This is a genomic window from Mesorhizobium sp. dw_380 (assembly GCF_018588885.1).
Taxonomy (GTDB): Bacteria; Pseudomonadota; Alphaproteobacteria; order Rhizobiales; family Rhizobiaceae; genus Mesorhizobium.
On the sequence record NZ_JAFFIW010000003.1, the window covers coordinates 101,545 to 120,562 of the forward strand.

Sequence of the window (19,018 nt, forward strand, 5' to 3'; positions counted from 1 at the left end):
AGAAAGCTGGCAAAAACTCGGGGCGGTGCGGAAGCCGTACAACCGAGATTGCTTTGAAAATATTGGCGCACCCGACAGGATTCGAACCTGTGACCTCTGCCTTCGGAGGGCAGCGCTCTATCCAGCTGAGCTACGGGTGCTTCCCGGCGGGCCGGAAAACGAACCAGCCGGTGAACCGGCAAGTCACGGCTTCTTAGCGGAAGCCGGCGCGGGCTTCAACGGGCAATTGGAGATTGGCTTCTCGCGCCTACTCCCCCGCCTCGCTCTTCACCGTCCGCCGCCCACGCACCGCTCGCTTAACCTTCTTGGCGCCCGTCAGCTCGTGCATCGCGTCGAGCTGCATCTGCTGCATTTCGGCCAGACGGGTCCATTGGCGCGAGATGAGGTAGTCGAGTTTTTCGTGCAGGTGGCGCACTTCAAGCTCGGCCTTGAGGTTGACGCGGTAGTCGTTGAAGGAGCGCAGGCGGTCCTTGGCCTCCGTCCGTCTCTGGCTCATCATGATGATCGGCGCCTGGACGGCGGCGATGCAGGAGAGCAGCAGGTTGAGCAGGATGAAGGGATAGGGATCGAAGGCGCTGCTCATGCCCGCGATCAGGTTGATGCCGATCCAGATCAAAAGCACGCTGGCGAACGAGATCAGGAACCACCAGCTGCCGCCGAAGGCCGCCATATTGTCGGAGACGCGGTCGGCGAAGGAGCGGTGCTCCTCGAACTCTTCTTCCGAGTTTTCGGAAATGGTGTCTTGTTTGGCGATCGATTCCACCACCTGGCGGTCGAGTTCGGAGAATTCGCCGTGCTCCTGCTGCAGCAGCTCCTCCATGTAGCGCATGCGGTAGCGGCCGAGCTCCTCGCGGCTGATGCGGGCGCCCCTGGGCAGGTCCGGATGGTCGGAGCGGATGCGGTCGGCGAGGCTCGGGCGCAGGGTGTCGATGCGCACCAGGTCGCGCTTGTGGAATTTGCGGCCCGAGATCGCCGACGGCTTCTTCTTCGGCTTCAGCCGCGACGCGCCGGGGCCGGCAGGTTCGGAGTCCGGCACTTCGGGCATGTCGAAATGCTCGTCCGAAACCTCGTTCAGATCCTCCTGCGTGATCGGCGCCTCGAAATATTCGCCGCCGCTGTCGTTGTCCGCCGCCTTCTGCTCGGATGCCTTGGGAACGGTGCTCATGGTGCTGGCTCCTGCTGTGGCGCCAAAGGATACGCCAAGGCGACGGGGGATTTCCACCGCCGGATTCGCAGCCTATGCCACGTCTTCCCTACGATTGCGTGACATCCGTGAGACGATAGCCGGCTGTGGGGTTTTTGTGGGTTCATCGCGGGGGAGGCCGTAGGAGGTGTTCGAGATTGGCCGAGGCCTCCCCGACGTCGTCATCCCCGGGCGGAGCAGGAGCGAAGCTCCGTCGCGGAGACCCTGGGATCCATTCCGTGACCTTAGCCGAGGGTGCAGCGGAGCGGAATTCTGCACCGTAGCAATGCCTGGAGGTCGCGGCATGGATCCTCGGGTCTGCGCCGCGTCGCTGCGCTCCTTGCTCCGCCCGTGGATGACGAAGTCATGGGGGCTCCGCTCCCCGCGCCTTACTGCTGTTCGGCGAACATCAGCCTGGTCTTGGCGTCGGCCACCACGGGCGACAGGCTGCGCTGGATCAGCGCTTCGACGTGGTCGTTGCGCTGGCGGGCTGAGTCGGCGCCCATCACCACCACGATCAGCTGGCGGCCGTCGGCATTGTAGGAGGTGACGATGTTGAAGCCGGAGGCCCTGATGTAGCCGGTCTTGATGCCGTCGACGCCGCGCACGCGGCCGAGCATGTCGTTGTGGCCGCGCACCAGCCGGCCGCGGAACATGAAGTCGCTTTCGGAGAAATAGTGGAAGTGCTGAGGAAAGCGCTGATGCAGCGCCATGCCGAGCACCGCCATGTCGTGCGCCGTCGTCATCTGGCCGTCGTCGGGCAGGCCGGACGCATTGTGGAAAATGGTGCTGGTCATGCCGAGCTGGCGCGCCTTGGACGTCATCATGGCGGCGAACTGGTCCTCCGTGCCGCCGAGATATTCGCCGACCGCCACCGCCACGTCGTTCGCCGATTTGACGACGATGGCGCGGATGGCGGAATCGACATCGATCGTCTCACCGCGCCGGAAGCGCATCTTGGTCGGCGGCTGCGAGGCGGCATGGTCCGAGACCGGGATCTGTGTCTCCTTGCTGACGCGCCCGGAATCCATCGCCTCGAACAGGAGGTACAGCGTCATCATCTTGGTCAGTGAGGCCGGATAGCGCTGCGCCGTCGAGTTGACCTCGAACAGCTGCTTGCCGGTCTTGCCGTCAACGACGATGGCCGCATATTTCTGCGGCGGCGCCGGCACCGCCAGCACCGAATCCGGCGGGGTCGCGGTCGAGCAGCCGGCGACCATCAGCAACAGGCCAAGGGCCAGCAAAAATCTCTGGAGGAGCGGAAGGGGACGCAGGTGGGACAAGGTCAGGTCTGTTCGGGTCAAGCTGTTGCTGAGATAAGGCGAAGCTAACGTAACGCGGCGGATGCGTCCATTTGGTTAATGCCGGTTACTCCCAGGATTGTCGAGCCAGCCGCTTTTCACCCTCCCCCTTTTTCACCCTCCCCCTTGTGGGGAGGGTCGATCCGCACAGCGGATCGGGGTGGGGGTTCTCGTAGGGCGCTACCCCCACCCCGTCGACCGGTCTTCGCTTCGCTCCGCCCGCTCGCCGACCCTCCCCACAAGGGGGAGGGTGAGGCAGCCTGATGCGAAATGCCGGCCCCGGTGCTTGCGCAAGCCGCGCCGAACGGGTTCTGTCTGCGTCTTCAGAATCGGTGAGAGCGCAATGACCATCAGCACGATCAAGGCCAGAGGTATTTCGGTTTCGCTCGACCTCACCGTTGGCCATATCGCCGACATGGTCGTCGAGAGCGGCGGGCGCCGGTTGAAGCCGCTGCACCGCGCGCCATGGGTCGATGCAGGCGAGACGCTGCCGAGGGACCTGCCGCAAGGCACCGTTCGCCTGTCGGGCGATTTCCTGTGCGCGCCGTTTTCGCGCAGCGATGTCGAGGCGGCGCCGCTGCATGGCTGGCCGGCCAACAGCGCCTGGGATGTCATCGACAGCGCCGCGACGGACGACGGCTGGCGCGCGGTCTTCCGGCTGCGGCACAAGGTGATGGGCGCCAGCGTCGACAAGATCCTAGCGCTGCGCGACGACCACCCCTTCCTCTATCAGGAACATGTGTTTTCCGGCGGTTCGGGCGCGATTTCCGTCGCCCACCACCCGATGACGGCGATGACGGGCGGCGGGCGGCTGGCCTTTTCGCCGAAGCGCTTTGCGGCGACGCCTGCCGACCCGCTGGAGCCGGACCCGGCGCGCGGCCGCTTCATGCTGGCCTATCCGGCGCGGTCGGCCGACCTCCAGCATTTTCCCGCCGCCGGCGGCGGCACGCTCGACCTGACAGACTATCGCATGGATGACCGGCGCGAGGATTTCGTCACCTTGGTCGAGGCGGACCATGGCGGGCCGGGCTGGACGGCGCTGGCGCGCCAGGCCGAGGACGATCTGGTGCTGGTGCTGAAGAACCCGGCCGAACTGCCTGTCACCATGCTGTGGCTCAGCAATGGCGGGCGCGACTACGCGCCCTGGAGCGGCCGGCACTTGGGCGTGCTCGGCATCGAGGACGGCCGCACGGCCGTCGGCCATGCTGCCTCGATCGGCGACAACTGGCTGAAGCGCGAAGGCGTGGCGACAGCCTTTGCGCTTGGCGAGGGCCGCGGCTTTTCGTTCCGCCATGTCATCGGTGCACTGCCGGCATCCGGCGGCGAGCCGCCGCAGGAGGTCACCACGGCCAATGGCCGCATGCGGCTGGCATCCGCCGGCGCGGCGCGGGACGTGCCCTTCGACAGCGACTTCCTGCGCATTGGTCGGCCAGCGGTTGCCTGAGCGGGGATTGCGACCGCAGGGTTTGAAATTTCGCCCGACTGCCGCCAAGATGCGGCGGAAATATCGTGCCGATCATCAGGGCAAATGAGGCTCCCATGTCCGAAATCGCCCACCTCGCCGCCACCATCTTCAAGCGCGCCGGCAAGGCAAAGCGCTTCGTCGTTGCCATTGCAGGGCCGCCCGGAGCGGGAAAGTCGACATTGTCGGCGAGCCTGCATGACCTGCTGCCGGAAGGAGCGGTGGAAGTCGTGCCGATGGACGGCTTCCACTATGACGACATCGTGCTCGAGGCGCGCGGCCTGCGGGCGCGGAAGGGCGCGCCGGAAACCTTCGATTTCGCCGGCTTCGAAACCCTGCTGAAGCGCATCCGGGCCGGCGAACCCGACATCGCTATCCCCGTCTTCGACCGCAGCTTGGAACTGTCGCGCGCCGCCGCGGCAATCATCGGCACCGAGACCAAGTTCATTCTGGTCGAAGGCAATTACCTGCTGCTCGACGAGGAGCCCTGGTCGCGGCTGGCGCCGCTGTTCGATTTCTCGATCTTCGTCGACGTGCCGCGCAATGAACTCGAGCGCCGCCTGATGGAGCGCTGGCACGACCATGGCCGTTCCGAAGAGGATGCGCGCGCCTGGATCGCCTCCAACGACATGCCCAACATCGAACGGGTGCTGGCACGGCGCCGGGCAGCCGATCTGGTCATTGGTTAACCTGCTTAATTTTCGATATTTTTTGACGGGAACCTTAAGACTTTCGCGCCGTTATGACCGAGAACTCGATTATCCGGCATAAGGGATTTTTCCGATGGCAACCAAAGCAAGAAAACCCGCAGCCGCAAAGCCAAAAGCCGCTAAGGCAACGCAAGCCAAAGCCGGTGCTGGTCCGGCGGTTTCCGAGCGCTCGAAGGACACTAAGGCCGCTTTCGGCAAGGCCGCACCCAGGAAAGTCGCACCCGCGGCCGCAAAACCGGCGCGCAAACCCGCCCCCAGCAAACCCGGGGCCGTCCGAAACGTGGCGAATGTGGCGGCCGGCGCGGTGGTCGCAACCGCACGCAGTGCTGCCTCGCTGGCGGCTTCCGTGATCGGCAGGGGCGGCCCGAAAGCCAAGGCGAAGTAGCAGGCCTGCATCGTGCTGCCGCGGTGCCAGGCACTCGCCTTGGCGCCGCATGGTGCGTGAGGATTCGCTTCAGCCTTTTGCGGGAATGGTCAGGCCCTTCTGTACTGCCGGCCGCGCCAGTCCCCGCTCCAGCCATGTTCCGACATTGGCGAAATCATCGAAACCGACGAGATCGCGCGCTTCATAGAAGCCGATCAGGTTGCGGACCCAGCCGAGCAGCGAGATGTCGGCGATGGTGTAGTCGTTGCCCATGATCCATTTGCGGCCCTTCAGCCTGCCGTCGAGCACGCCGATGAGCCGCCGCGACTCGTCGCGATAGCGTTCCAGCGGGCGCTTGTCGGCGATCTCGCGGCCAGCGAATTTATGGAAGAAACCGACTTGGCCGAACATCGGACCGACCGAGGCCATCTGGAAGAACACCCATTGGATGGTCTCATAGCGGCGCGCCGCGTCCGCCGGGATGAGCAGGCCGGTCTTGTCGGCGAGATAGAGCAGGATGGCGCCGGATTCGAACAGGCCGATCGGCTTGCCGTCCGGGCCGTTGGGATCGATGATCGCCGGGATCTTGCCGTTGGGGTTGAGCGACAGGAACTCCGGCGTCCAGCTTTCGTCCTTGCCGAGGCTGATCAGATGCGGCTCGTAAGGCAGGCCGATCTCTTCCAGGGCGATCGATATCTTCACGCCGTTCGGCGTCGTTGCCGAATAGAGCTGGATCCGGTCAGGATGCTTGGCCGGCCACCGCGTGGTGATCGGAAAGGCGGACAGGTCGGCCATCGAGAACTCCTGAGTGGGGATTTGCGCCAAGGGGCGCGATGCTGGCGGGTCGGCAAAGAATTAGGTGCGCGGCCGGGTGTGATCAATATGGCGGCGACAGTTTCGCCTGCGAACGTGGCGGATGATACGACCGCCATTGCCGTCCGTGATCGCCCGGGGCGATAGTGATCGCTGGAATCAGATGGCCTTGAATGCAAGCACCGCGTTGGTGCCGCCAAAGGCAAAGCTGTTGCTGATCGCAGTGCGTACCTTGCGCTCGCGCGCGACATTGGGCGTCACGTCGAGATCGCAATCGGGATCGGGCTCGCGGTAATTCGCGGTCGGCGGCACGATGCCCTCGCGGATCGCCATGACGCAAGCGATCATCTCCAGTCCGCCCGACGCGCCCAGGCAATGCGCGTGCATCGACTTGGTCGAGGAGACCGACAGCGAGCCCACATGCTCGCCAAAGACGCGCTTGATCGCGTTGGTCTCGATCTGGTCGTTGGCCTTGGTGCCGGTGCCGTGGGCGTTGAGATAATCGACGTCCTCGGGATTGAGCCCGGCATCGGCCAGGCAAAAGCGCATCGCCGCTTCCGGCCCCTCGACTGTCGGGGCGACGATATCGGAGGCATCGGCCGAGAGCCCGGCACCGGCGATTTCGGCAAGGATGGTGGCGCCACGCGCCATGGCGTGATCGTAGCTTTCCAGAACCGCCATGCCGGCGCCTTCGCCCAGCACCAGTCCCTGGCGGTCGGCAGAGAACGGCCGGCAGGTGTCGGGCGACAGCACGCGCAGTGCCTCCCAGCCCTTGAGCACGCCCCAGACCAGCGGCGCTTCGGTGCCGCCGGCGACCATGATTTCGGCGCGGCCGAGCCTGATCTGGTCGACCGCCGAGGCGATGGCATGATTGGCCGACGAGCAGGCCGAAGTGACGCCGAACACCGGCCCGCGCAGGCCAAGGTGCATGCTGACCTGGCCGGCGGCGGCGCCCGGCATGACCCGGGGCACAGTGAAGATGCCGGCGCGATTCTTGCCCTCGACCAGGATGGCGCGATAGTTCTCCTCGACCGTCTCGAACCCGCAGACGCCGACGCCGATAACGGCCCCCATGCGATAGGTGTTGTCGGCATGCGCAGCCAGTCCGGACTGCTGCATGGCTTCGCGGGCCGCGATCGTCGCCAGCAGGCTGAAGCGGTCCATCGACACCAGCTGCTTGCGCTCGATGCCGTGATCGGGCAGCGCCTTGATCTCGCAGCCGGTCTTGACCTTCAAATCGTGCAGAAAAGGATTGTCGATCGGCCCTATCGCCGAACGGCCAGCGCGCATCTCGCCCCAGATCGCCGGCGCATTGGTGCCGAGCCCGCATATCCCGCCAATGCCGGTAATGACGACGCGTTTCAGCATTCGGTCAGGCTTTTTTCGCGATCAGCGCGCGAACGGCTTCGACCATGTCGCCGACGTTCTTGAGATTGCTCCAGGCATCGACCGTGTTCATCTCGATCTCGATGCCATATTGCTCCTCGAGATCGAAGATGATCTCCGTCAGCTCAAGGGAATGGATGCCGAGCGCCGTCAACTCGGTGTTGGTGGTGATCTCTTCACCGCCCGGCTCGGCATGAGCCTTGATCTTCTCGATGATTTCCGTTGCCAGTTGGTCAGCCATTCGGTCTCTTCCCCACTTTATCGTTTCCCGACGCCAACTGAACAGCGTCTTCTTGTCCTCGATATCAGGCCGCGATCATCGCCTTATACCCCCGCCAAGCGTCGCCTGACCGTACCAAGGTGGCTCCCTCTATAGAAACGGAAACGCCATCAAGCAACAAGCTATATATCGACAAAACCGCCGCAGTGGCTAACCTGACGGCGTGGACACGATCGAACATACGAAGTTTTCGGCCCAAGCGGCACAGCGCGCCGCGGGCCTGGCCCAGCTGGGCTGCGCCAGCGCCGGCGGCCGCACGCGGCTGCGGCGCCTCTACCAGGACGGCTGCGCCAAGATAAGGCTGCCGGCCGTTTCGGCCGGTCCGCTGGAAGCGGTGCTGATCAACACCGCCGGTGGGCTGACCGGCGGTGACCGGATCGGCTGGGATGTGGATGTCGGCGCCAATGCCAGCGCCACGATAACGACCCAGGCCTGCGAGAAGGTCTATCGCGCCGCGTCCGACCACGCCCAGGTGCGGGTAAAACTGACCGTCGGCGAAAACGGCCGCATCGCCTGGCTGCCGCAGGAAACCATCGTCTTCGACCGGGCGGCCTTCGCCAGGACGCTGGATGTCGAGCTTGCCACCGGGGCCGAGGCGCTGGTGCTGGAGGCCACCATCTTCGGCCGCCTGGCCATGGGCGAACGCGCCGCGCAGGGCACTTTTCATGACCGCTGGCGTGTTCGCAGGGATGGTTTGCTCATCCATGCCGAGGATTTCCGCATAGGACCTGACATCGCGGCCGCGCTAGCCCGCCCGGCGGCTGCCGGCGGCGCGATCGCGGTGGCCACGCTTCTGCTGGTATCGGCGCGGGCCGAGGCATTGCTCGATCCGGTTCGGGAGATCGTCGGCCAACAGGGTGGCGCCAGTACGTGGAGCGTAAACAAATCTGGCAAGCTTCTTGCGAGGCTTTACGCCGTGGACAGCTACCAGCTGCGCCAGCGGCTGGTTCCGCTCGTCGGATTGCTCAACGGAACGGCGGGGCTGCCCAAATTATGGTCACTGTGATTCTATCTGCCTCATCTTTGGAAACCGCATGAACCTGACGCCACGAGAGAAGGACAAGCTGCTGATCGCCATGGCGGCGATCGTTGCGCGCAAGCGGCTGGAGCGCGGCGTCAAGCTCAACCATCCGGAAGCGATCGCGCTGATCACCGATTTCGTCGTCGAAGGCGCCCGCGATGGCCGCCCGGTCGCCGAACTGATGGAAGCCGGCGCCCATGTCGTCAGCCGCGCGCAGGTGATGGAAGGCATCGCCGAGATGATCCATGACGTGCAGGTGGAGGCGACCTTCCCGGACGGCACCAAGCTGGTGACCGTGCACGAACCGATCAGGTGAGGAGGACCAAGAATGCTCGAGTTGCGCCCAAACTGCGAATGCTGCGACAAGGACCTGCCGCCGCAGGCGACGGATGCGTTGATCTGCACCTTCGAGTGTACCTTCTGTGCCGATTGCGTGAAACAGGTGCTGGATGGCGTCTGCCCCAATTGCGGCGGCAATTTTTCGGCCCGGCCGATCCGTCCCCCCGCCATGCTGAAGAAATATCCGGCTTCGACCAGGCGCGTCCTCAAGGCCGAGGGCTGCGGCCCGCGCAAGGCCGCGTGACCCCGCGACACCGCAAACGAAAGGCAAGTAGAATGATCCCTGCCAAACGCCTGTGCCTCTCGGCGATCCTGCTGATGGCCGCCGCCATGCCGGCCTATGCCCATGTCGGCATCGGCACGACCTCCTCCTTCACGGCCGGCTTCATGCATCCTCTGTCCGGCCTTGACCATATGACCGTGATGATCGCGGTCGGACTGTGGGCGGCGCTCAAGGGCGGCAGGGCGATCTGGGCGTGGCCGGCGGCTTTTGTCAGCGTCATGCTGGTCGGCGCGGCCCTCGGCATGGCGCATGTGCCGGTGCCCTTCGTCGAGCCGGGCATATTGGCGTCCGTCGTGGCGCTCGGGCTGCTGGTGGCGCTGGCGGTCGATCTCCCAGTGTCCACGGGTGCCGCCATTATCGGCCTGTTCGCGCTGTTCCACGGCCATGCCCATGGCACCGAAGTGCCGGAAAATGCCGGCGGGCTTGAGTATATGGCCGGCTTTGCCATCGCCACCGTGCTGCTCCATGCCGTCGGCATCGCCGCAGGCCTCAGCTTCGGCTTGAGGTTCCGTGGCCTGGCCAGGGTAGCGGGTGCTGCCTGCACGGCGATCGGCGTTGGCCTGGCCTTCGGCGTTGTGTGACATCAGATGATCCCCGGCGAAATCATCCCCGCCCAAGGCGACATCGAGCTCAACAAGGGGCTGCCGACCGTCACCCTGAAAGTCGCCAACAGCGGCGACCGGCCAATCCAGGTCGGCAGCCACTACCATTTCTTCGAGACCAATGAGGGGCTGAAATTCGACCGCCAACAGGCCCGCGGCATGCGCCTCGACATTGCCGCCGGCACCGCCATGCGCTTCGAGCCAGGCCAGGAGCGCGACGTCACGCTGGTGCCGCTCGGCGGCAAGCGCGAGGTCTATGGGTTTCAGCAGAAGGTGATGGGCAAGCTGTGAGGCCGGTGGCGTCTCATGCCTGGTTTGGGCGACATGGACTAGCCCGACGGCTTGGCAGCCGCATAGATGACGATCTTTCCGGGATTGTCGAACTCGACGGCAAGGACGTCCTCGGCAAGAACGCGCCGCGAATCGATGGCATTGAAGAGCAAAGCGTTGGCCTCGATCTCCTTGCGCAGTTCCGCGACGTCGTCCTGGTGCTGCCGGACCTTGTTCTCGATGGCCGGCGGCGGGCCGCCTTCGCTGCGCGCCGCGTCGGTCAGGAACACGATGTCGACCTTGTCGAGCTTGGAGGTCTTACGCACGGTGCTGATGTTTTCACGCGTGCGATCGATCGCCGAACTGACTTTTCCGATTTCAGCTGTGGTCTTGGTCTCTTCCTCGCTGACCTGCGAGCCGACAATCCGGTCGACAGTCTCCGGACTTTCGAGGCCTTGCGCGTTCAGCGCGGCGTGGGGAAAGCTCGCCGCCAGAAATGCAGTCGCCGCTATGGCATGCAGCCATCGGCTATCGGGCAAGGTGGTAGCGGTCATCGTTGGCTTTCGCGGTTTATTCCAACACTCGGCAAACGAAACGACTCCAGCCCTGCCACGGTTCCCTTCATGATGCGGCCGGCGGACCGGATTTCGGCCCGCCGAGCCAGGCCGTCAGCTGGCCTTCTTGGTGATCAAGGTCAGCGCACCGTTGGGCTCCATGCTGGCTGCGACCACCTGGGCCGAGGTCAATCCCTTGGCCTGGAGGGCCGATTTCACCTTGGGCGTGGCGTCGATCGAGCTGCGCAGTTTCTGCAGGCCGGCATCGCCACGCTGGGCGATCACCTGATTGACCTGCGTCTGGGTGTCCTTCGGCAGTTCGGTGATGTCGACAATGTTGACGCTCTGGATCGTCGGCGCGGCCTGCTGACCGCCGGGGGCGGCGGGAGCAGGCGTCGTCGGAGCGGGCTGTTGCGCGGGCTGCTGCTGGGCACTGGCGGCACCAGCCAGCATCAGGCTGGCGGCGGCTGCGAGAACTATCGTCTTGCGCATGGATTTTCCTTCCATCGATTTGGCAAACGGTCGTCTAGGGCTGACCTCCCAACCTCAACCGCCAAATGGGATCAGAAGGTGTCATCCAGCGGGTCATTGCGTGACCATTGGATGGCGGCAATGTGCAAGCCGGCTTCAATCACACCGCATTTCGGGAGCAATCGCTGATGGCCAGAATAACGCGTGCCGCCTACGCCCAGATGTACGGACCGACCGTCGGCGACAAGGTGCGGCTTGCCGATACCGAACTCATCATCGAGGTCGAGAAGGATTTCACCATCCATGGCGAAGAGGTGAAATTCGGCGGCGGCAAGGTGATCCGCGACGGCATGGGCCAAAGCCAGGTCTCCCGTGCCCAGGGCGCGGTCGATACCGTCATCACCAATGCGCTGGTGATCGATGCCAGCGCCGGCATCTTCAAGGCCGATATCGGCCTCAGGGATGGCCGCATTGCCGCGATCGGCAAGGCCGGCAATCCGGACATGCAGGATGGTGTCACCATCATCATCGGCCCCGGCACCGAGATCATCGCCGGGGAGGGCAAGATCCTGACCGCCGGCGGTTTTGACGCGCATATCCATTTCATCTGCCCGCAGCAGATCGAGGAGGCGCTGATGAGCGGCATCACCACCATGCTCGGCGGCGGCACCGGCCCTGCGCACGGCACGCTGGCCACCACCTGCACGCCGGGACCATGGCACATGGCCCGCATGATCCAGTCCTTCGACGCCTTCCCGATGAATATCGGCCTGTCGGGCAAGGGCAATGCGTCGCTGCCTGCGGCACTGGAAGAAATGGTGCTGGGCGGCGCCTGTTCGCTGAAGCTGCATGAGGACTGGGGCACGACGCCAGCGGCGATCGACTGCTGCCTGTCGGTCGCCGATGATTACGACGTGCAGGTGATGATCCACACCGACACGCTCAACGAGTCCGGGTTTGTCGAAAACACTGTGGCGGCGATCAAGGGCCGCACCATCCACGCCTTCCACACCGAGGGTGCCGGCGGCGGCCATGCGCCCGACATCATCAAGGTCTGCGGCCTGCCCAACGTCATCCCCTCCTCGACCAACCCGACGCGGCCCTACACCGTCAACACGCTGGCCGAGCATCTCGACATGCTGATGGTCTGCCATCACCTGTCGCCATCGATCCCCGAGGACATCGCCTTTGCCGAAAGCCGCATCCGCAAGGAGACGATCGCGGCCGAGGACATCCTGCACGATATCGGCGCCTTCTCAATCATCTCGTCCGACAGCCAGGCCATGGGCCGCGTCGGCGAGGTGGCGATCCGCACCTGGCAGACCGCCGACAAGATGAAGCGCCAACGCGGCTCGCTGCCCCAGGAAACCGGCGACAACGACAATTTCCGCGTCCGCCGCTACATCGCCAAATACACCATCAATCCGGCCATCGCGCATGGCCTGTCGAAGGATATCGGCTCGATCGCGGTGGGCAAACGTGCCGACCTCGTGCTGTGGAACCCGGCCTTCTTCGGCGTCAAGCCGGACATGGTGCTGATCGGCGGCATGATCGCCGCCGCCCCGATGGGCGACCCCAACGCCTCGATCCCGACGCCGCAGCCGATGCACTACCGGCCGATGTTCGGCGCCTATGGCAAGGCCAGGACAAATTCATCGGTGACTTTCGTTTCCAAGGCAGCGCTGGAGTCAGGGCTGCATGGCCGGCTCGGCGTCGACAAGCAATTCGTCGCGGTGGAAAACACCCGCGGCGGCATCGGCAAGCGTTCGATGGTGCTCAACGACGCAACGCCGCATGTCGAGGTCGATCCGGAAACCTATGAGGTGCGCGCCGACGGTGAATTGCTCACCTGCGAGCCGGCAACGGTGCTGCCGATGGCGCAAAGGTATTTTCTGTTTTGAGGTCGTTTGGCCAACGATGATGCGCCTGACTTAAAAATGTGCACATTTTGTCGACTGCTCGCACAAAAGCGTACACGCTATGTCCACGGCGAAGTCGAAAATGTTTCGTCAGATCGCCGATCGGATCCCTGCCCCCTGCTTCCAACTTGGAAATCCGGGGCCTTTGGAGCAATATAGGCTTCATGAATAAGATTTTTCGCAAACAGCAATTGACGCCCTATGAGGCCGACTATGCTCAGTGGTGCGCCGAGCAAGGCGCGCTGTTGCGCGAAGGTCGCCTATCCGACCTCGATCGCGAGAATCTTGCCGAGGAGATCGAGAGCTTGGGGCGGAGCGACAAAAGGGAAATTGCAAGCAGGCTTGGCACCTTGATCCTTCATTTGCTCAAATGGGAGTTTCAGGCTGAGCAGCGCAAAACTGGATGGCTGCTCACAATCCGTGAGCAGCGTCATCGGATTGAAAATCTGCTCGATGAAAGTCCGAGCCTGAAAGCGTATCCGGCGCAGATGCTCGGACGAGAGTTCAAGATAGCAAGATTAAAGGCGCTGGACGAAACCGGCTTGAGAGATCGCGATTTTCCTGTTGATTGCCCATATGCAATCAGAGAAATTCTCGACCATGACTATTTTCCAGGTACGCCGTGGTCTTCGGATAAACTTATTCGCGAGTAGCCGAGAAGTGGCCCGTCGCAGATATTTCATCCCGTCGTGAGCATTGGTTATTATCCACCGATGGCCACCGAAATAGCCTCTCCCCACGACATCTTCCCGCATATCCGCATCGTCATGGGCATGGTGATCGGGCTTGGTGTCGCCCGCCTGCTGTCGGGGGTGGCGCGCATCGTCCAGCATCCCGGCCAATACAAGCTCTATCCCGTGCACCTGGCCTGGGTCGCCTCGGTGCTGTTGATGCTGGTGCATTTCTGGTGGTGGGAGGTCGGCCTCTACGCCATCGAAACGTGGACCTTCGGCAAATACCTGTTCATCATCTTCTACGCCATCACGCTATTCCTGCTTTGCGCGCTGCTGTTTCCCGATTCGATGCTGGACTACACCAGCTACGAGGATTTCTTCTATTCGCGCCGCGCCTGGTTCTTCGGCCTGCTGGCTGCGACCTACCTGCTCGATGTGATCGACACACTGCTGAAGGGGCCGGAGCATTTCGCCCGCTTCGGCAACGAATATCTGTTCCGCACACCGGTCTTCGTCGCCTTTTGCATCGCCGCGATCCTGGTGCGCGATCGCCGCTTCCACATCGCCTTCGTCACGGCGGCGTTGATCTATCAGATATCGTTCATCCTGCGGCTCTTCGACACGATCGTATGACTATGGCGGATGGTCTAGAGTCCAGCGAAAGGCAGGATCCAACTATGTACAAGGCCGTCGGATCGCGCGGATCCCGGGTCAGTCGCGTTCTCTGGATGCTTGAGGAGCTCGGGCAGCCCTATGAATTCGTCGAGGTTCATCTGCGCTCGCCGGAAGCCTATGCGCTCAACCCTTCGGGAAAGGTGCCGATCCTCATCGACGATGAACTGACGGTGACGGATTCCGCGGCGATCTGCGTCTACCTGGCCGACAAGCATGCTGACAAGGGCATGGGCGCCAACGCAGGCATTGCCGGCCGTGCCGAGATGGATTCCTGGATGCATTTCGCCCAGAGTGAGTTCGAGGCGCCGCTGTGGAACAAATTGCGCCACCGCTTTCTGCTGCCGAAGGAGGTTCGGGTCGATGTCGGCCCCGCGGCAACCTATGATTTCGCCTCGGAGGTCAAGGCGCTGGACCGTCGGCTTGGCGACAAGCCGTTTGCGCTCGGCGACCGGTTTTCCGCCGTCGACGTGCTGCTGGGCGACATGGGCGGCTGGGCCCGTGCCGGCCGGTTCCCGATCGACTCCGAGCGCGTCAACGCCTATTTCGACCGCGTTCTGGCGCGGCCCGCCCGAGCAAGGGCGCAGGCCAATGCATCGGCCCGAAAATCGGAATCGATTTCCGAAAAGCACGATGCATAGATTCAAAAATGTTAGAGCGTCCTTTTGCGCGTCCAAGAGGACGCTCGGCGCTCTAATGGAGGAGGCTCGATGAAATGAAACTCAACCTCAACACCGACTTCACCAAATTCCCGCGTGCTGTCTCGGTGTTGCCCGCCGGCAATGCCGGAACCACCGCGCCGTCCGGTCGTGCGATTCTGGCCCATGACGAGCGGCATCTGCGCCGCCGTGCCATCGAACTTGCCGACGGCAGCAAGGTGCTGGTCGATCTGCCCGAGCCCGTTGCCCTGAACGATGGCGACCGGCTGGTGCTGGAGGATGGCGGCCATATCGAGATCATTGCCGCACCGGAAGAGGTCTATGACATCCGCGCCCGTGACGGCGTGCACCTGACCGAGCTCGCCTGGCACATCGGCAACCGTCATCTCGCGGCTGCGATCGAGGCGGACCGCATCGTCATCCTGCGCGACCATGTCATCAAGGCGATGCTGGAGGGGCTTGGCGCCACGGTGCGCGAGGTTTCCGAGCCGTTCAAGCCGGTGCGCGGCGCCTATTCCGGCGGGCATGATCACGGCCATGCGCATGCGCACAGCCACGCCGAGGCGCACTCGCACAGCGAGGCACACAGCCATTCCCACCCCGGTCACCACCACGACCATGACTGACCAGCCCTCGAACATCGCCCTGCTGCGATTGATGGCGTGGCTATCGCCGGCCTTTCCGGTCGGCGGTTTTGCCTACAGCCACGGTCTGGAGCGCGCGGTGCATGACGGGTTGGTTGTGGATGTCCGGAGCCTGGCCAGTTGGCTGGAAACGCTGGTCGAGATGGGCTCGGGCTGGAACGATGCCGTGCTGTTCGCCGAGAGCTGGCGGCGCGCCCGCAACGCCGGCGATCTCGACGAATTGGTCGCACTGGCCGAGGCGTTGGCCGGCTCGCGGGAACGCCACACCGAGACCATGCTGCAAGGGGCCGCCTTTCTCAAAGCGGCCGCTGCCTGGCCCAATCCTGTGCTTGAGCGCTTGCCGACCGATTGTGCCTATTGTGTCGCCGTCGGCGCCATTGCCGGCGGCAATGGCATTGCGCTGCAGGACGCGCTGTCGGCCTTCCTGCAGGCCTTCTTTTCCAACCTCGTCCAGGCGGCCATCCGCCTCGGCATTGTCGGCCAGACGGAAGCAACAGGGCTGCTCGCCGGCTTCGAGCCATTGGCCCTGGCGACCGCCGGCCGCGTCGCGCGCTCGACATTGGACGATCTCGGCGGCTGCGCCTTCGTCTCCGACGTCATGGCGATGAAGCACGAAACCCAATATTCGCGATTGTTTCGCTCATGATCGCCCTAGCCTTCGCGCTTTCCTTCGTTCTGCTCATGATCACGGCGCTGCATGTCTATTGGGGCATTGGCGGCATCTGGCCAGGCAAAGATGCTGCCTCCTGCGCCCGCGCCGTCGTCGGTTTTCGCGGCGTCGATGAAATGCCGACGCCATCAGCCTGTTTCGCCGTTGCCGCCTGTCTCGGCCTGGCGACGCTCTGGCCGCTGGCGCTCATCGGCTTCTTTGCCTCGCCCTTCCCAAGGGAAGGCCTGGCCGCCACCTCGCTGCTCATTGGCCTGGTGTTCCTCGGGCGCGGCATTGCCGGCTTCACGCCGTGGTGGCGACGACTGGCGCCCGAGCAGCCTTTCGCCCGGCTGGATGTCCGCTATTATTCGCCGCTCTGCCTGTTGATCGGGCTCGGCTTCGCAGTTCTTGCCATCATGGAGTTCCCGACATGACCCAGCCCAACGGTCCCCTTCGCATCGGTATTGGCGGCCCCGTCGGCTCCGGCAAGACGACGCTCACCGAAAAACTCTGCAAGGCGCTGCGCGACGAGTTTTCCATCGCCGTCGTCACCAACGACATCTACACCAGGGAAGATGCCATGATGCTGGCGCGGCTGCAGGCGCTGCCGGAGGAGCGCATCATCGGCGTCGAGACGGGCGGATGCCCGCACACCGCCATTCGCGAGGACGCTTCGATCAATTTGCAGGCGATCGCCGAGCTCAACCGGAAGTTCCCCGATCTCGACGTCATCTTCATCGAATCCGGCGGCGACAACCTAGCCGCGACCTTCTCGCCGGACCTTGCGGATTTGACGCTCTATGTCATCTCGGTCTGCCAGGGCGAAGAAATCCCGAGGAAGGGCGGGCCGGCAATCACCCGCTCGGACTTCCTCATCATCAACAAGAGCGATCTGGCGCCCTATGTGAACGTCAATCTCGATGTGATGGAGAGCGACGCCGCCCGTATGCGTGGCAAGCGCCCATTCGGCTTCACGGACCTGTCGCGCGGCAAGGGGCTGCGGGAGGTGATCGACTTCATCGTCGAGCATGGCGGCTTGCGGGCCGCCACTGCCGCCAGCACGGCAGCCTGACCGGCAGCGCTTCTCCCTGCACCAACCGAAACCCGTTGCGGGCAGCCGTCGGTCGCGGCATTCTCGCCAAAGCCGGAGGATTTTTCGATGAGCATCGCCCGCCTGCAGAAGGAGACGCTGACCAACCTGCCCTTCTACGAGGAGCGCGTCGATCTTGCCTGTGCCTTTCGCTGGACGGCGCGGCTCAACATGCATGAGGCGGTGGCCAACCATTTCTCGCTAGCGGTCAACGAGGACGGCACGCAATTCCTGATGAATCCCAACCAGGTGCATTTCTCGCGCATCAGGGCGAGCGACCTTTTGATGATCGACGCCAACGATCCGGACACGCTCTCCGGCCCCAACGCGCCGGACCCGACGGCGTGGGGCCTGCACGGCGCCATCCATCGCAATGTGCGCCATGCGCGCTGCGTCATGCATGTGCATTCGATCCACGCCACGGTGCTGGCCTCGCTCGCCGACTCGACATTGCCGCCGATCGACCAGAATTCGGCGATGTTCTTCAACCGCCATGTCGTCGACGCGCATTATGGCGGACTGGCCTTCGAGGAGGAGGGCGAACGCTGCTCGCAACTTCTGACCGATCCCAAGGTCAAGGTGATGGTGATGGGCAATCACGGCGTGCTGGTCATCGGCGATACGGTCGCCGATGCCTTCAACCGCATGTTCTATTTCGAGCGTGCCGCCGAGACCTACATCAAGGCGCTGTGGACCGGCCGGCCGCTGCGCACGCTGTCCGACGCGGTCGCCGAGAAAGCGGCGAGCGAAATGGATGATTATCCGGGTCAGGCCGAGCGCCATCTGAGCGAATTGAAGGCGATCCTCGACGAGCAGGAGCCGGTCTACAGGAACTGAAGATTACAGTCCAATCTCTCTGCGCAATTCCTCGGCGCTGTTGATGACGACGGCGCCGGGAGGTCCGTCCATCGGCTTTTCCGGCCAGAAGATCGTCTTCATGCCCGCCGCCAGCCCCGCCATGGCGCCGGGCCAGCTGTCGTCGATCGCCACCGCCTGCGCCGGATCGACGCCGGCGAGATAGGCGGCACGCAGGAAGGGTTCGGCATGCGGCTTGCCTTCGCGCACGTCGTTGCGGCTGATCGTCTTCATGCCGGGATAGGTCAGGCCGACCATGCTTAGATTGGCGTCGACGATCATCCGGTCCGAATTGGACACCACGGCCTGCGCGACGCCCTTTGCCCGCAATTCGTTGAAGATCTCGATCGCGCCGGGGCGCGGCCGCAAGCTCTCGACCAGCGGCAGATAGTGCTCGTATTTGTGGACGATCCATTCGTCGAAGGGCAGGTCCAGGCCGAACTCGTCGCGCATCATCTCGTAGACCGGCCAGGCGGCAACCCCGAGCACCCGCTCATGCAAATCGGCCGGCGGTATGAGGCCGGCATTTCGCATCGCCGCCACGAGAGCCGCCTCATGCAGCGGTTCGCTGTCGACCAGCGTGCCGTCCATGTCCCAGAAAACCGCTTTCGGTGTCATGCAGCGCTCCTTTTTTCGATCCCTTAAAGGGTTTACGCCGGGAGATAAACCTTCGAGCCGGCAATCCGTTGTCGTCTGCTCAGGACCGATTTCGCCCGGGGTGCCTCGCACGAACATGGTCGAGGCTGGTATCGCCATTGTGGACGCCCCAGCGGGAGTAAGCATTTGCCCTTGAGATTGACAATTGCGCAGAAAGCCG

At 63.8% G+C, this 19,018-nt stretch carries 25 protein-coding genes and 1 tRNA gene; 16 read left to right on the forward strand and 10 right to left on the reverse strand.

The window, feature by feature from the left end; genetic code table 11:
• Nucleotides 1-63: 63 nt before the first annotated feature.
• The 3 genes from JT360_RS03760 to JT360_RS03770 all read right to left on the reverse strand — a co-directional run bounded on the left by JT360_RS03760 (nucleotide 64) and on the right by JT360_RS03770 (nucleotide 2,466).
• Nucleotides 64-140: transfer RNA gene (locus tag JT360_RS03760), tRNA-Arg, on the reverse strand.
• 107 nt (nucleotides 141-247) lie between these two features.
• Nucleotides 248-1,165: a DUF1003 domain-containing protein gene (locus JT360_RS03765; RefSeq protein WP_214470210.1), complete on the reverse strand. Its 918-nt coding sequence runs from the start codon at nucleotides 1,163-1,165 to the stop codon at nucleotides 248-250.
• Nucleotides 1,166-1,572: 407 nt separating this feature from the next.
• Nucleotides 1,573-2,466 carry a D-alanyl-D-alanine carboxypeptidase family protein gene (locus JT360_RS03770; protein WP_214470211.1) on the reverse strand — a complete coding sequence of 298 codons (894 nt, stop codon included), beginning with the start codon at nucleotides 2,464-2,466 and terminating at the stop codon, nucleotides 1,573-1,575.
• Between the two features lie 361 nt (nucleotides 2,467-2,827).
• On the opposite strand from JT360_RS03770, the gene JT360_RS03775 reads away from it, so the two are divergent.
• Both JT360_RS03775 and JT360_RS03780 read left to right on the forward strand, forming a co-directional pair.
• Nucleotides 2,828-3,928, forward strand: a complete 1,101-nt coding sequence (locus JT360_RS03775; RefSeq protein WP_214470212.1) for a hypothetical protein — start codon at nucleotides 2,828-2,830, stop codon at nucleotides 3,926-3,928.
• Between the two features lie 95 nt (nucleotides 3,929-4,023).
• Nucleotides 4,024-4,635, forward strand: a complete 612-nt coding sequence (locus JT360_RS03780; RefSeq protein WP_214470213.1) for a nucleoside triphosphate hydrolase — start codon at nucleotides 4,024-4,026, stop codon at nucleotides 4,633-4,635.
• A 69-nt stretch (nucleotides 4,636-4,704) separates the two neighbouring features.
• Here JT360_RS03780 and JT360_RS03785 read toward each other — a convergent pair whose 3' ends face one another.
• The 4 genes from JT360_RS03785 to JT360_RS03800 all read right to left on the reverse strand — a co-directional run bounded on the left by JT360_RS03785 (nucleotide 4,705) and on the right by JT360_RS03800 (nucleotide 7,460).
• Nucleotides 4,705-5,052, reverse strand: coding sequence for a hypothetical protein (locus tag JT360_RS03785; RefSeq protein WP_214470214.1), 348 nt, complete (start codon nucleotides 5,050-5,052; stop codon nucleotides 4,705-4,707).
• A gap of 58 nt (nucleotides 5,053-5,110) precedes the next feature.
• Nucleotides 5,111-5,815 carry a glutathione S-transferase family protein gene (locus tag JT360_RS03790; protein WP_214470215.1) on the reverse strand — a complete coding sequence of 235 codons (705 nt, stop codon included), beginning with the start codon at nucleotides 5,813-5,815 and terminating at the stop codon, nucleotides 5,111-5,113.
• 177 nt (nucleotides 5,816-5,992) lie between these two features.
• Entirely contained in the window at nucleotides 5,993-7,201 is a 1,209-nt protein-coding gene (locus JT360_RS03795; protein WP_214470216.1) for a beta-ketoacyl-[acyl-carrier-protein] synthase family protein, read from the reverse strand.
• 4 nt (nucleotides 7,202-7,205) lie between these two features.
• Nucleotides 7,206-7,460 carry an acyl carrier protein gene (locus JT360_RS03800; RefSeq protein WP_214470217.1) on the reverse strand — a complete coding sequence of 85 codons (255 nt, stop codon included), beginning with the start codon at nucleotides 7,458-7,460 and terminating at the stop codon, nucleotides 7,206-7,208.
• Between the two features lie 202 nt (nucleotides 7,461-7,662).
• Between JT360_RS03800 and JT360_RS03805 the strand changes: the two genes are divergently transcribed.
• Genes JT360_RS03805 through JT360_RS03825 form a run of 5 tightly spaced genes read left to right on the forward strand, consistent with a single transcriptional unit; the run spans nucleotide 7,663 to nucleotide 10,035 of the window.
• Nucleotides 7,663-8,505, forward strand: coding sequence for an urease accessory protein UreD (locus JT360_RS03805; protein WP_214470218.1), 843 nt, complete (start codon nucleotides 7,663-7,665; stop codon nucleotides 8,503-8,505).
• A 28-nt stretch (nucleotides 8,506-8,533) separates the two neighbouring features.
• A complete protein-coding gene (locus JT360_RS03810) occupies nucleotides 8,534-8,836 on the forward strand; it encodes an urease subunit gamma (RefSeq protein WP_015314510.1) in 303 nt (100 codons plus the stop codon).
• A 12-nt stretch (nucleotides 8,837-8,848) separates the two neighbouring features.
• Nucleotides 8,849-9,103: a DUF1272 domain-containing protein gene (locus JT360_RS03815; RefSeq protein WP_214470219.1), complete on the forward strand. Its 255-nt coding sequence runs from the start codon at nucleotides 8,849-8,851 to the stop codon at nucleotides 9,101-9,103.
• 32 nt (nucleotides 9,104-9,135) lie between these two features.
• Nucleotides 9,136-9,723, forward strand: a complete 588-nt coding sequence (locus tag JT360_RS03820) for a HupE/UreJ family protein (RefSeq protein ID WP_214470220.1) — start codon at nucleotides 9,136-9,138, stop codon at nucleotides 9,721-9,723.
• A gap of 6 nt (nucleotides 9,724-9,729) precedes the next feature.
• On the forward strand, nucleotides 9,730-10,035 hold the full coding sequence (locus JT360_RS03825; RefSeq protein WP_214470221.1) for an urease subunit beta: 306 nt from the start codon (nucleotides 9,730-9,732) through the stop codon (nucleotides 10,033-10,035).
• 38 nt (nucleotides 10,036-10,073) lie between these two features.
• Here the strand turns inward: JT360_RS03825 and JT360_RS03830 are convergent, their stop codons facing one another.
• Together JT360_RS03830 and JT360_RS03835 are read right to left on the reverse strand one after the other, a co-directional pair.
• Complete coding sequence (locus JT360_RS03830) at nucleotides 10,074-10,568, reverse strand: hypothetical protein (protein ID WP_214470222.1); 495 nt, start codon at nucleotides 10,566-10,568, stop codon at nucleotides 10,074-10,076.
• Between the two features lie 114 nt (nucleotides 10,569-10,682).
• The gene (locus JT360_RS03835; protein ID WP_214470223.1) at nucleotides 10,683-11,060 is read right to left on the reverse strand and encodes a hypothetical protein; all 378 of its coding nucleotides are present in this window, start codon (nucleotides 11,058-11,060) and stop codon (nucleotides 10,683-10,685) included.
• A gap of 167 nt (nucleotides 11,061-11,227) precedes the next feature.
• On the opposite strand from JT360_RS03835, the gene ureC reads away from it, so the two are divergent.
• From ureC to JT360_RS03880, 9 genes are all read left to right on the forward strand, one after another.
• A complete protein-coding gene (gene ureC, locus JT360_RS03840) occupies nucleotides 11,228-12,940 on the forward strand; it encodes an urease subunit alpha (protein WP_502845455.1) in 1,713 nt (570 codons plus the stop codon).
• A gap of 182 nt (nucleotides 12,941-13,122) precedes the next feature.
• The gene (locus JT360_RS03845; RefSeq protein ID WP_214470224.1) at nucleotides 13,123-13,611 is read left to right on the forward strand and encodes a DUF29 domain-containing protein; all 489 of its coding nucleotides are present in this window, start codon (nucleotides 13,123-13,125) and stop codon (nucleotides 13,609-13,611) included.
• 60 nt (nucleotides 13,612-13,671) lie between these two features.
• The gene (locus JT360_RS03850; RefSeq protein ID WP_214470225.1) at nucleotides 13,672-14,265 is read left to right on the forward strand and encodes a hypothetical protein; all 594 of its coding nucleotides are present in this window, start codon (nucleotides 13,672-13,674) and stop codon (nucleotides 14,263-14,265) included.
• A gap of 44 nt (nucleotides 14,266-14,309) precedes the next feature.
• Nucleotides 14,310-14,945 (forward strand): glutathione S-transferase family protein, encoded by a 636-nt coding sequence (locus JT360_RS03855; RefSeq protein ID WP_214470226.1) that lies wholly within the window; start codon nucleotides 14,310-14,312, stop codon nucleotides 14,943-14,945.
• 74 nt (nucleotides 14,946-15,019) lie between these two features.
• Nucleotides 15,020-15,589, forward strand: a complete 570-nt coding sequence (gene ureE, locus JT360_RS03860; protein ID WP_214470227.1) for an urease accessory protein UreE — start codon at nucleotides 15,020-15,022, stop codon at nucleotides 15,587-15,589.
• Nucleotides 15,582-16,253, forward strand: coding sequence for an urease accessory protein UreF (locus JT360_RS03865; RefSeq protein WP_214470228.1), 672 nt, complete (start codon nucleotides 15,582-15,584; stop codon nucleotides 16,251-16,253). The genes ureE and JT360_RS03865 overlap by 8 nt, the downstream gene beginning before the upstream one ends.
• Nucleotides 16,250-16,690, forward strand: coding sequence for a DUF3995 domain-containing protein (locus JT360_RS03870; RefSeq protein ID WP_214470229.1), 441 nt, complete (start codon nucleotides 16,250-16,252; stop codon nucleotides 16,688-16,690). The genes JT360_RS03865 and JT360_RS03870 overlap by 4 nt, the downstream gene beginning before the upstream one ends.
• Nucleotides 16,687-17,328 (forward strand): urease accessory protein UreG, encoded by a 642-nt coding sequence (ureG, locus tag JT360_RS03875; RefSeq protein ID WP_214470230.1) that lies wholly within the window; start codon nucleotides 16,687-16,689, stop codon nucleotides 17,326-17,328. Before JT360_RS03870 ends, ureG begins: the two co-directional genes overlap by 4 nt.
• 87 nt (nucleotides 17,329-17,415) lie before the next feature.
• Nucleotides 17,416-18,183 (forward strand): class II aldolase and adducin N-terminal domain-containing protein, encoded by a 768-nt coding sequence (locus tag JT360_RS03880; protein WP_214470231.1) that lies wholly within the window; start codon nucleotides 17,416-17,418, stop codon nucleotides 18,181-18,183.
• 3 nt (nucleotides 18,184-18,186) lie between these two features.
• Here JT360_RS03880 and JT360_RS03885 read toward each other — a convergent pair whose 3' ends face one another.
• Complete coding sequence (locus JT360_RS03885) at nucleotides 18,187-18,819, reverse strand: HAD family hydrolase (protein ID WP_214470232.1); 633 nt, start codon at nucleotides 18,817-18,819, stop codon at nucleotides 18,187-18,189.
• Nucleotides 18,820-19,018 lie beyond the last annotated feature (199 nt).

Coding starts and splice junctions, on each gene's coding strand:
- JT360_RS03765 (WP_214470210.1), bottom strand. CDS start 1,165: ATGAGCACCGTTCCCAAGGCATCCGAGCAGAAGGCGGCGGACAACGAC.
- JT360_RS03775 (WP_214470212.1), top strand. CDS start 2,828: ATGACCATCAGCACGATCAAGGCCAGAGGTATTTCGGTTTCGCTCGAC.
- JT360_RS03780 (WP_214470213.1), top strand. CDS start 4,024: ATGTCCGAAATCGCCCACCTCGCCGCCACCATCTTCAAGCGCGCCGGC.
- JT360_RS03785 (WP_214470214.1), bottom strand. CDS start 5,052: ATGCAGGCCTGCTACTTCGCCTTGGCTTTCGGGCCGCCCCTGCCGATC.
- JT360_RS03790 (WP_214470215.1), bottom strand. CDS start 5,815: ATGGCCGACCTGTCCGCCTTTCCGATCACCACGCGGTGGCCGGCCAAG.
- JT360_RS03795 (WP_214470216.1), bottom strand. CDS start 7,201: ATGCTGAAACGCGTCGTCATTACCGGCATTGGCGGGATATGCGGGCTC.
- JT360_RS03800 (WP_214470217.1), bottom strand. CDS start 7,460: ATGGCTGACCAACTGGCAACGGAAATCATCGAGAAGATCAAGGCTCAT.
- JT360_RS03810 (WP_015314510.1), top strand. CDS start 8,534: ATGAACCTGACGCCACGAGAGAAGGACAAGCTGCTGATCGCCATGGCG.
- JT360_RS03815 (WP_214470219.1), top strand. CDS start 8,849: ATGCTCGAGTTGCGCCCAAACTGCGAATGCTGCGACAAGGACCTGCCG.
- JT360_RS03820 (WP_214470220.1), top strand. CDS start 9,136: ATGATCCCTGCCAAACGCCTGTGCCTCTCGGCGATCCTGCTGATGGCC.
- JT360_RS03825 (WP_214470221.1), top strand. CDS start 9,730: ATGATCCCCGGCGAAATCATCCCCGCCCAAGGCGACATCGAGCTCAAC.
- JT360_RS03830 (WP_214470222.1), bottom strand. CDS start 10,568: ATGACCGCTACCACCTTGCCCGATAGCCGATGGCTGCATGCCATAGCG.
- JT360_RS03835 (WP_214470223.1), bottom strand. CDS start 11,060: ATGCGCAAGACGATAGTTCTCGCAGCCGCCGCCAGCCTGATGCTGGCT.
- ureC (WP_502845455.1), top strand. CDS start 11,228: ATGGCCAGAATAACGCGTGCCGCCTACGCCCAGATGTACGGACCGACC.
- JT360_RS03845 (WP_214470224.1), top strand. CDS start 13,123: ATGAATAAGATTTTTCGCAAACAGCAATTGACGCCCTATGAGGCCGAC.
- JT360_RS03850 (WP_214470225.1), top strand. CDS start 13,672: ATGGCCACCGAAATAGCCTCTCCCCACGACATCTTCCCGCATATCCGC.
- JT360_RS03855 (WP_214470226.1), top strand. CDS start 14,310: ATGTACAAGGCCGTCGGATCGCGCGGATCCCGGGTCAGTCGCGTTCTC.
- ureE (WP_214470227.1), top strand. CDS start 15,020: ATGAAACTCAACCTCAACACCGACTTCACCAAATTCCCGCGTGCTGTC.
- JT360_RS03865 (WP_214470228.1), top strand. CDS start 15,582: ATGACTGACCAGCCCTCGAACATCGCCCTGCTGCGATTGATGGCGTGG.
- JT360_RS03870 (WP_214470229.1), top strand. CDS start 16,250: ATGATCGCCCTAGCCTTCGCGCTTTCCTTCGTTCTGCTCATGATCACG.
- ureG (WP_214470230.1), top strand. CDS start 16,687: ATGACCCAGCCCAACGGTCCCCTTCGCATCGGTATTGGCGGCCCCGTC.
- JT360_RS03880 (WP_214470231.1), top strand. CDS start 17,416: ATGAGCATCGCCCGCCTGCAGAAGGAGACGCTGACCAACCTGCCCTTC.
- JT360_RS03885 (WP_214470232.1), bottom strand. CDS start 18,819: ATGACACCGAAAGCGGTTTTCTGGGACATGGACGGCACGCTGGTCGAC.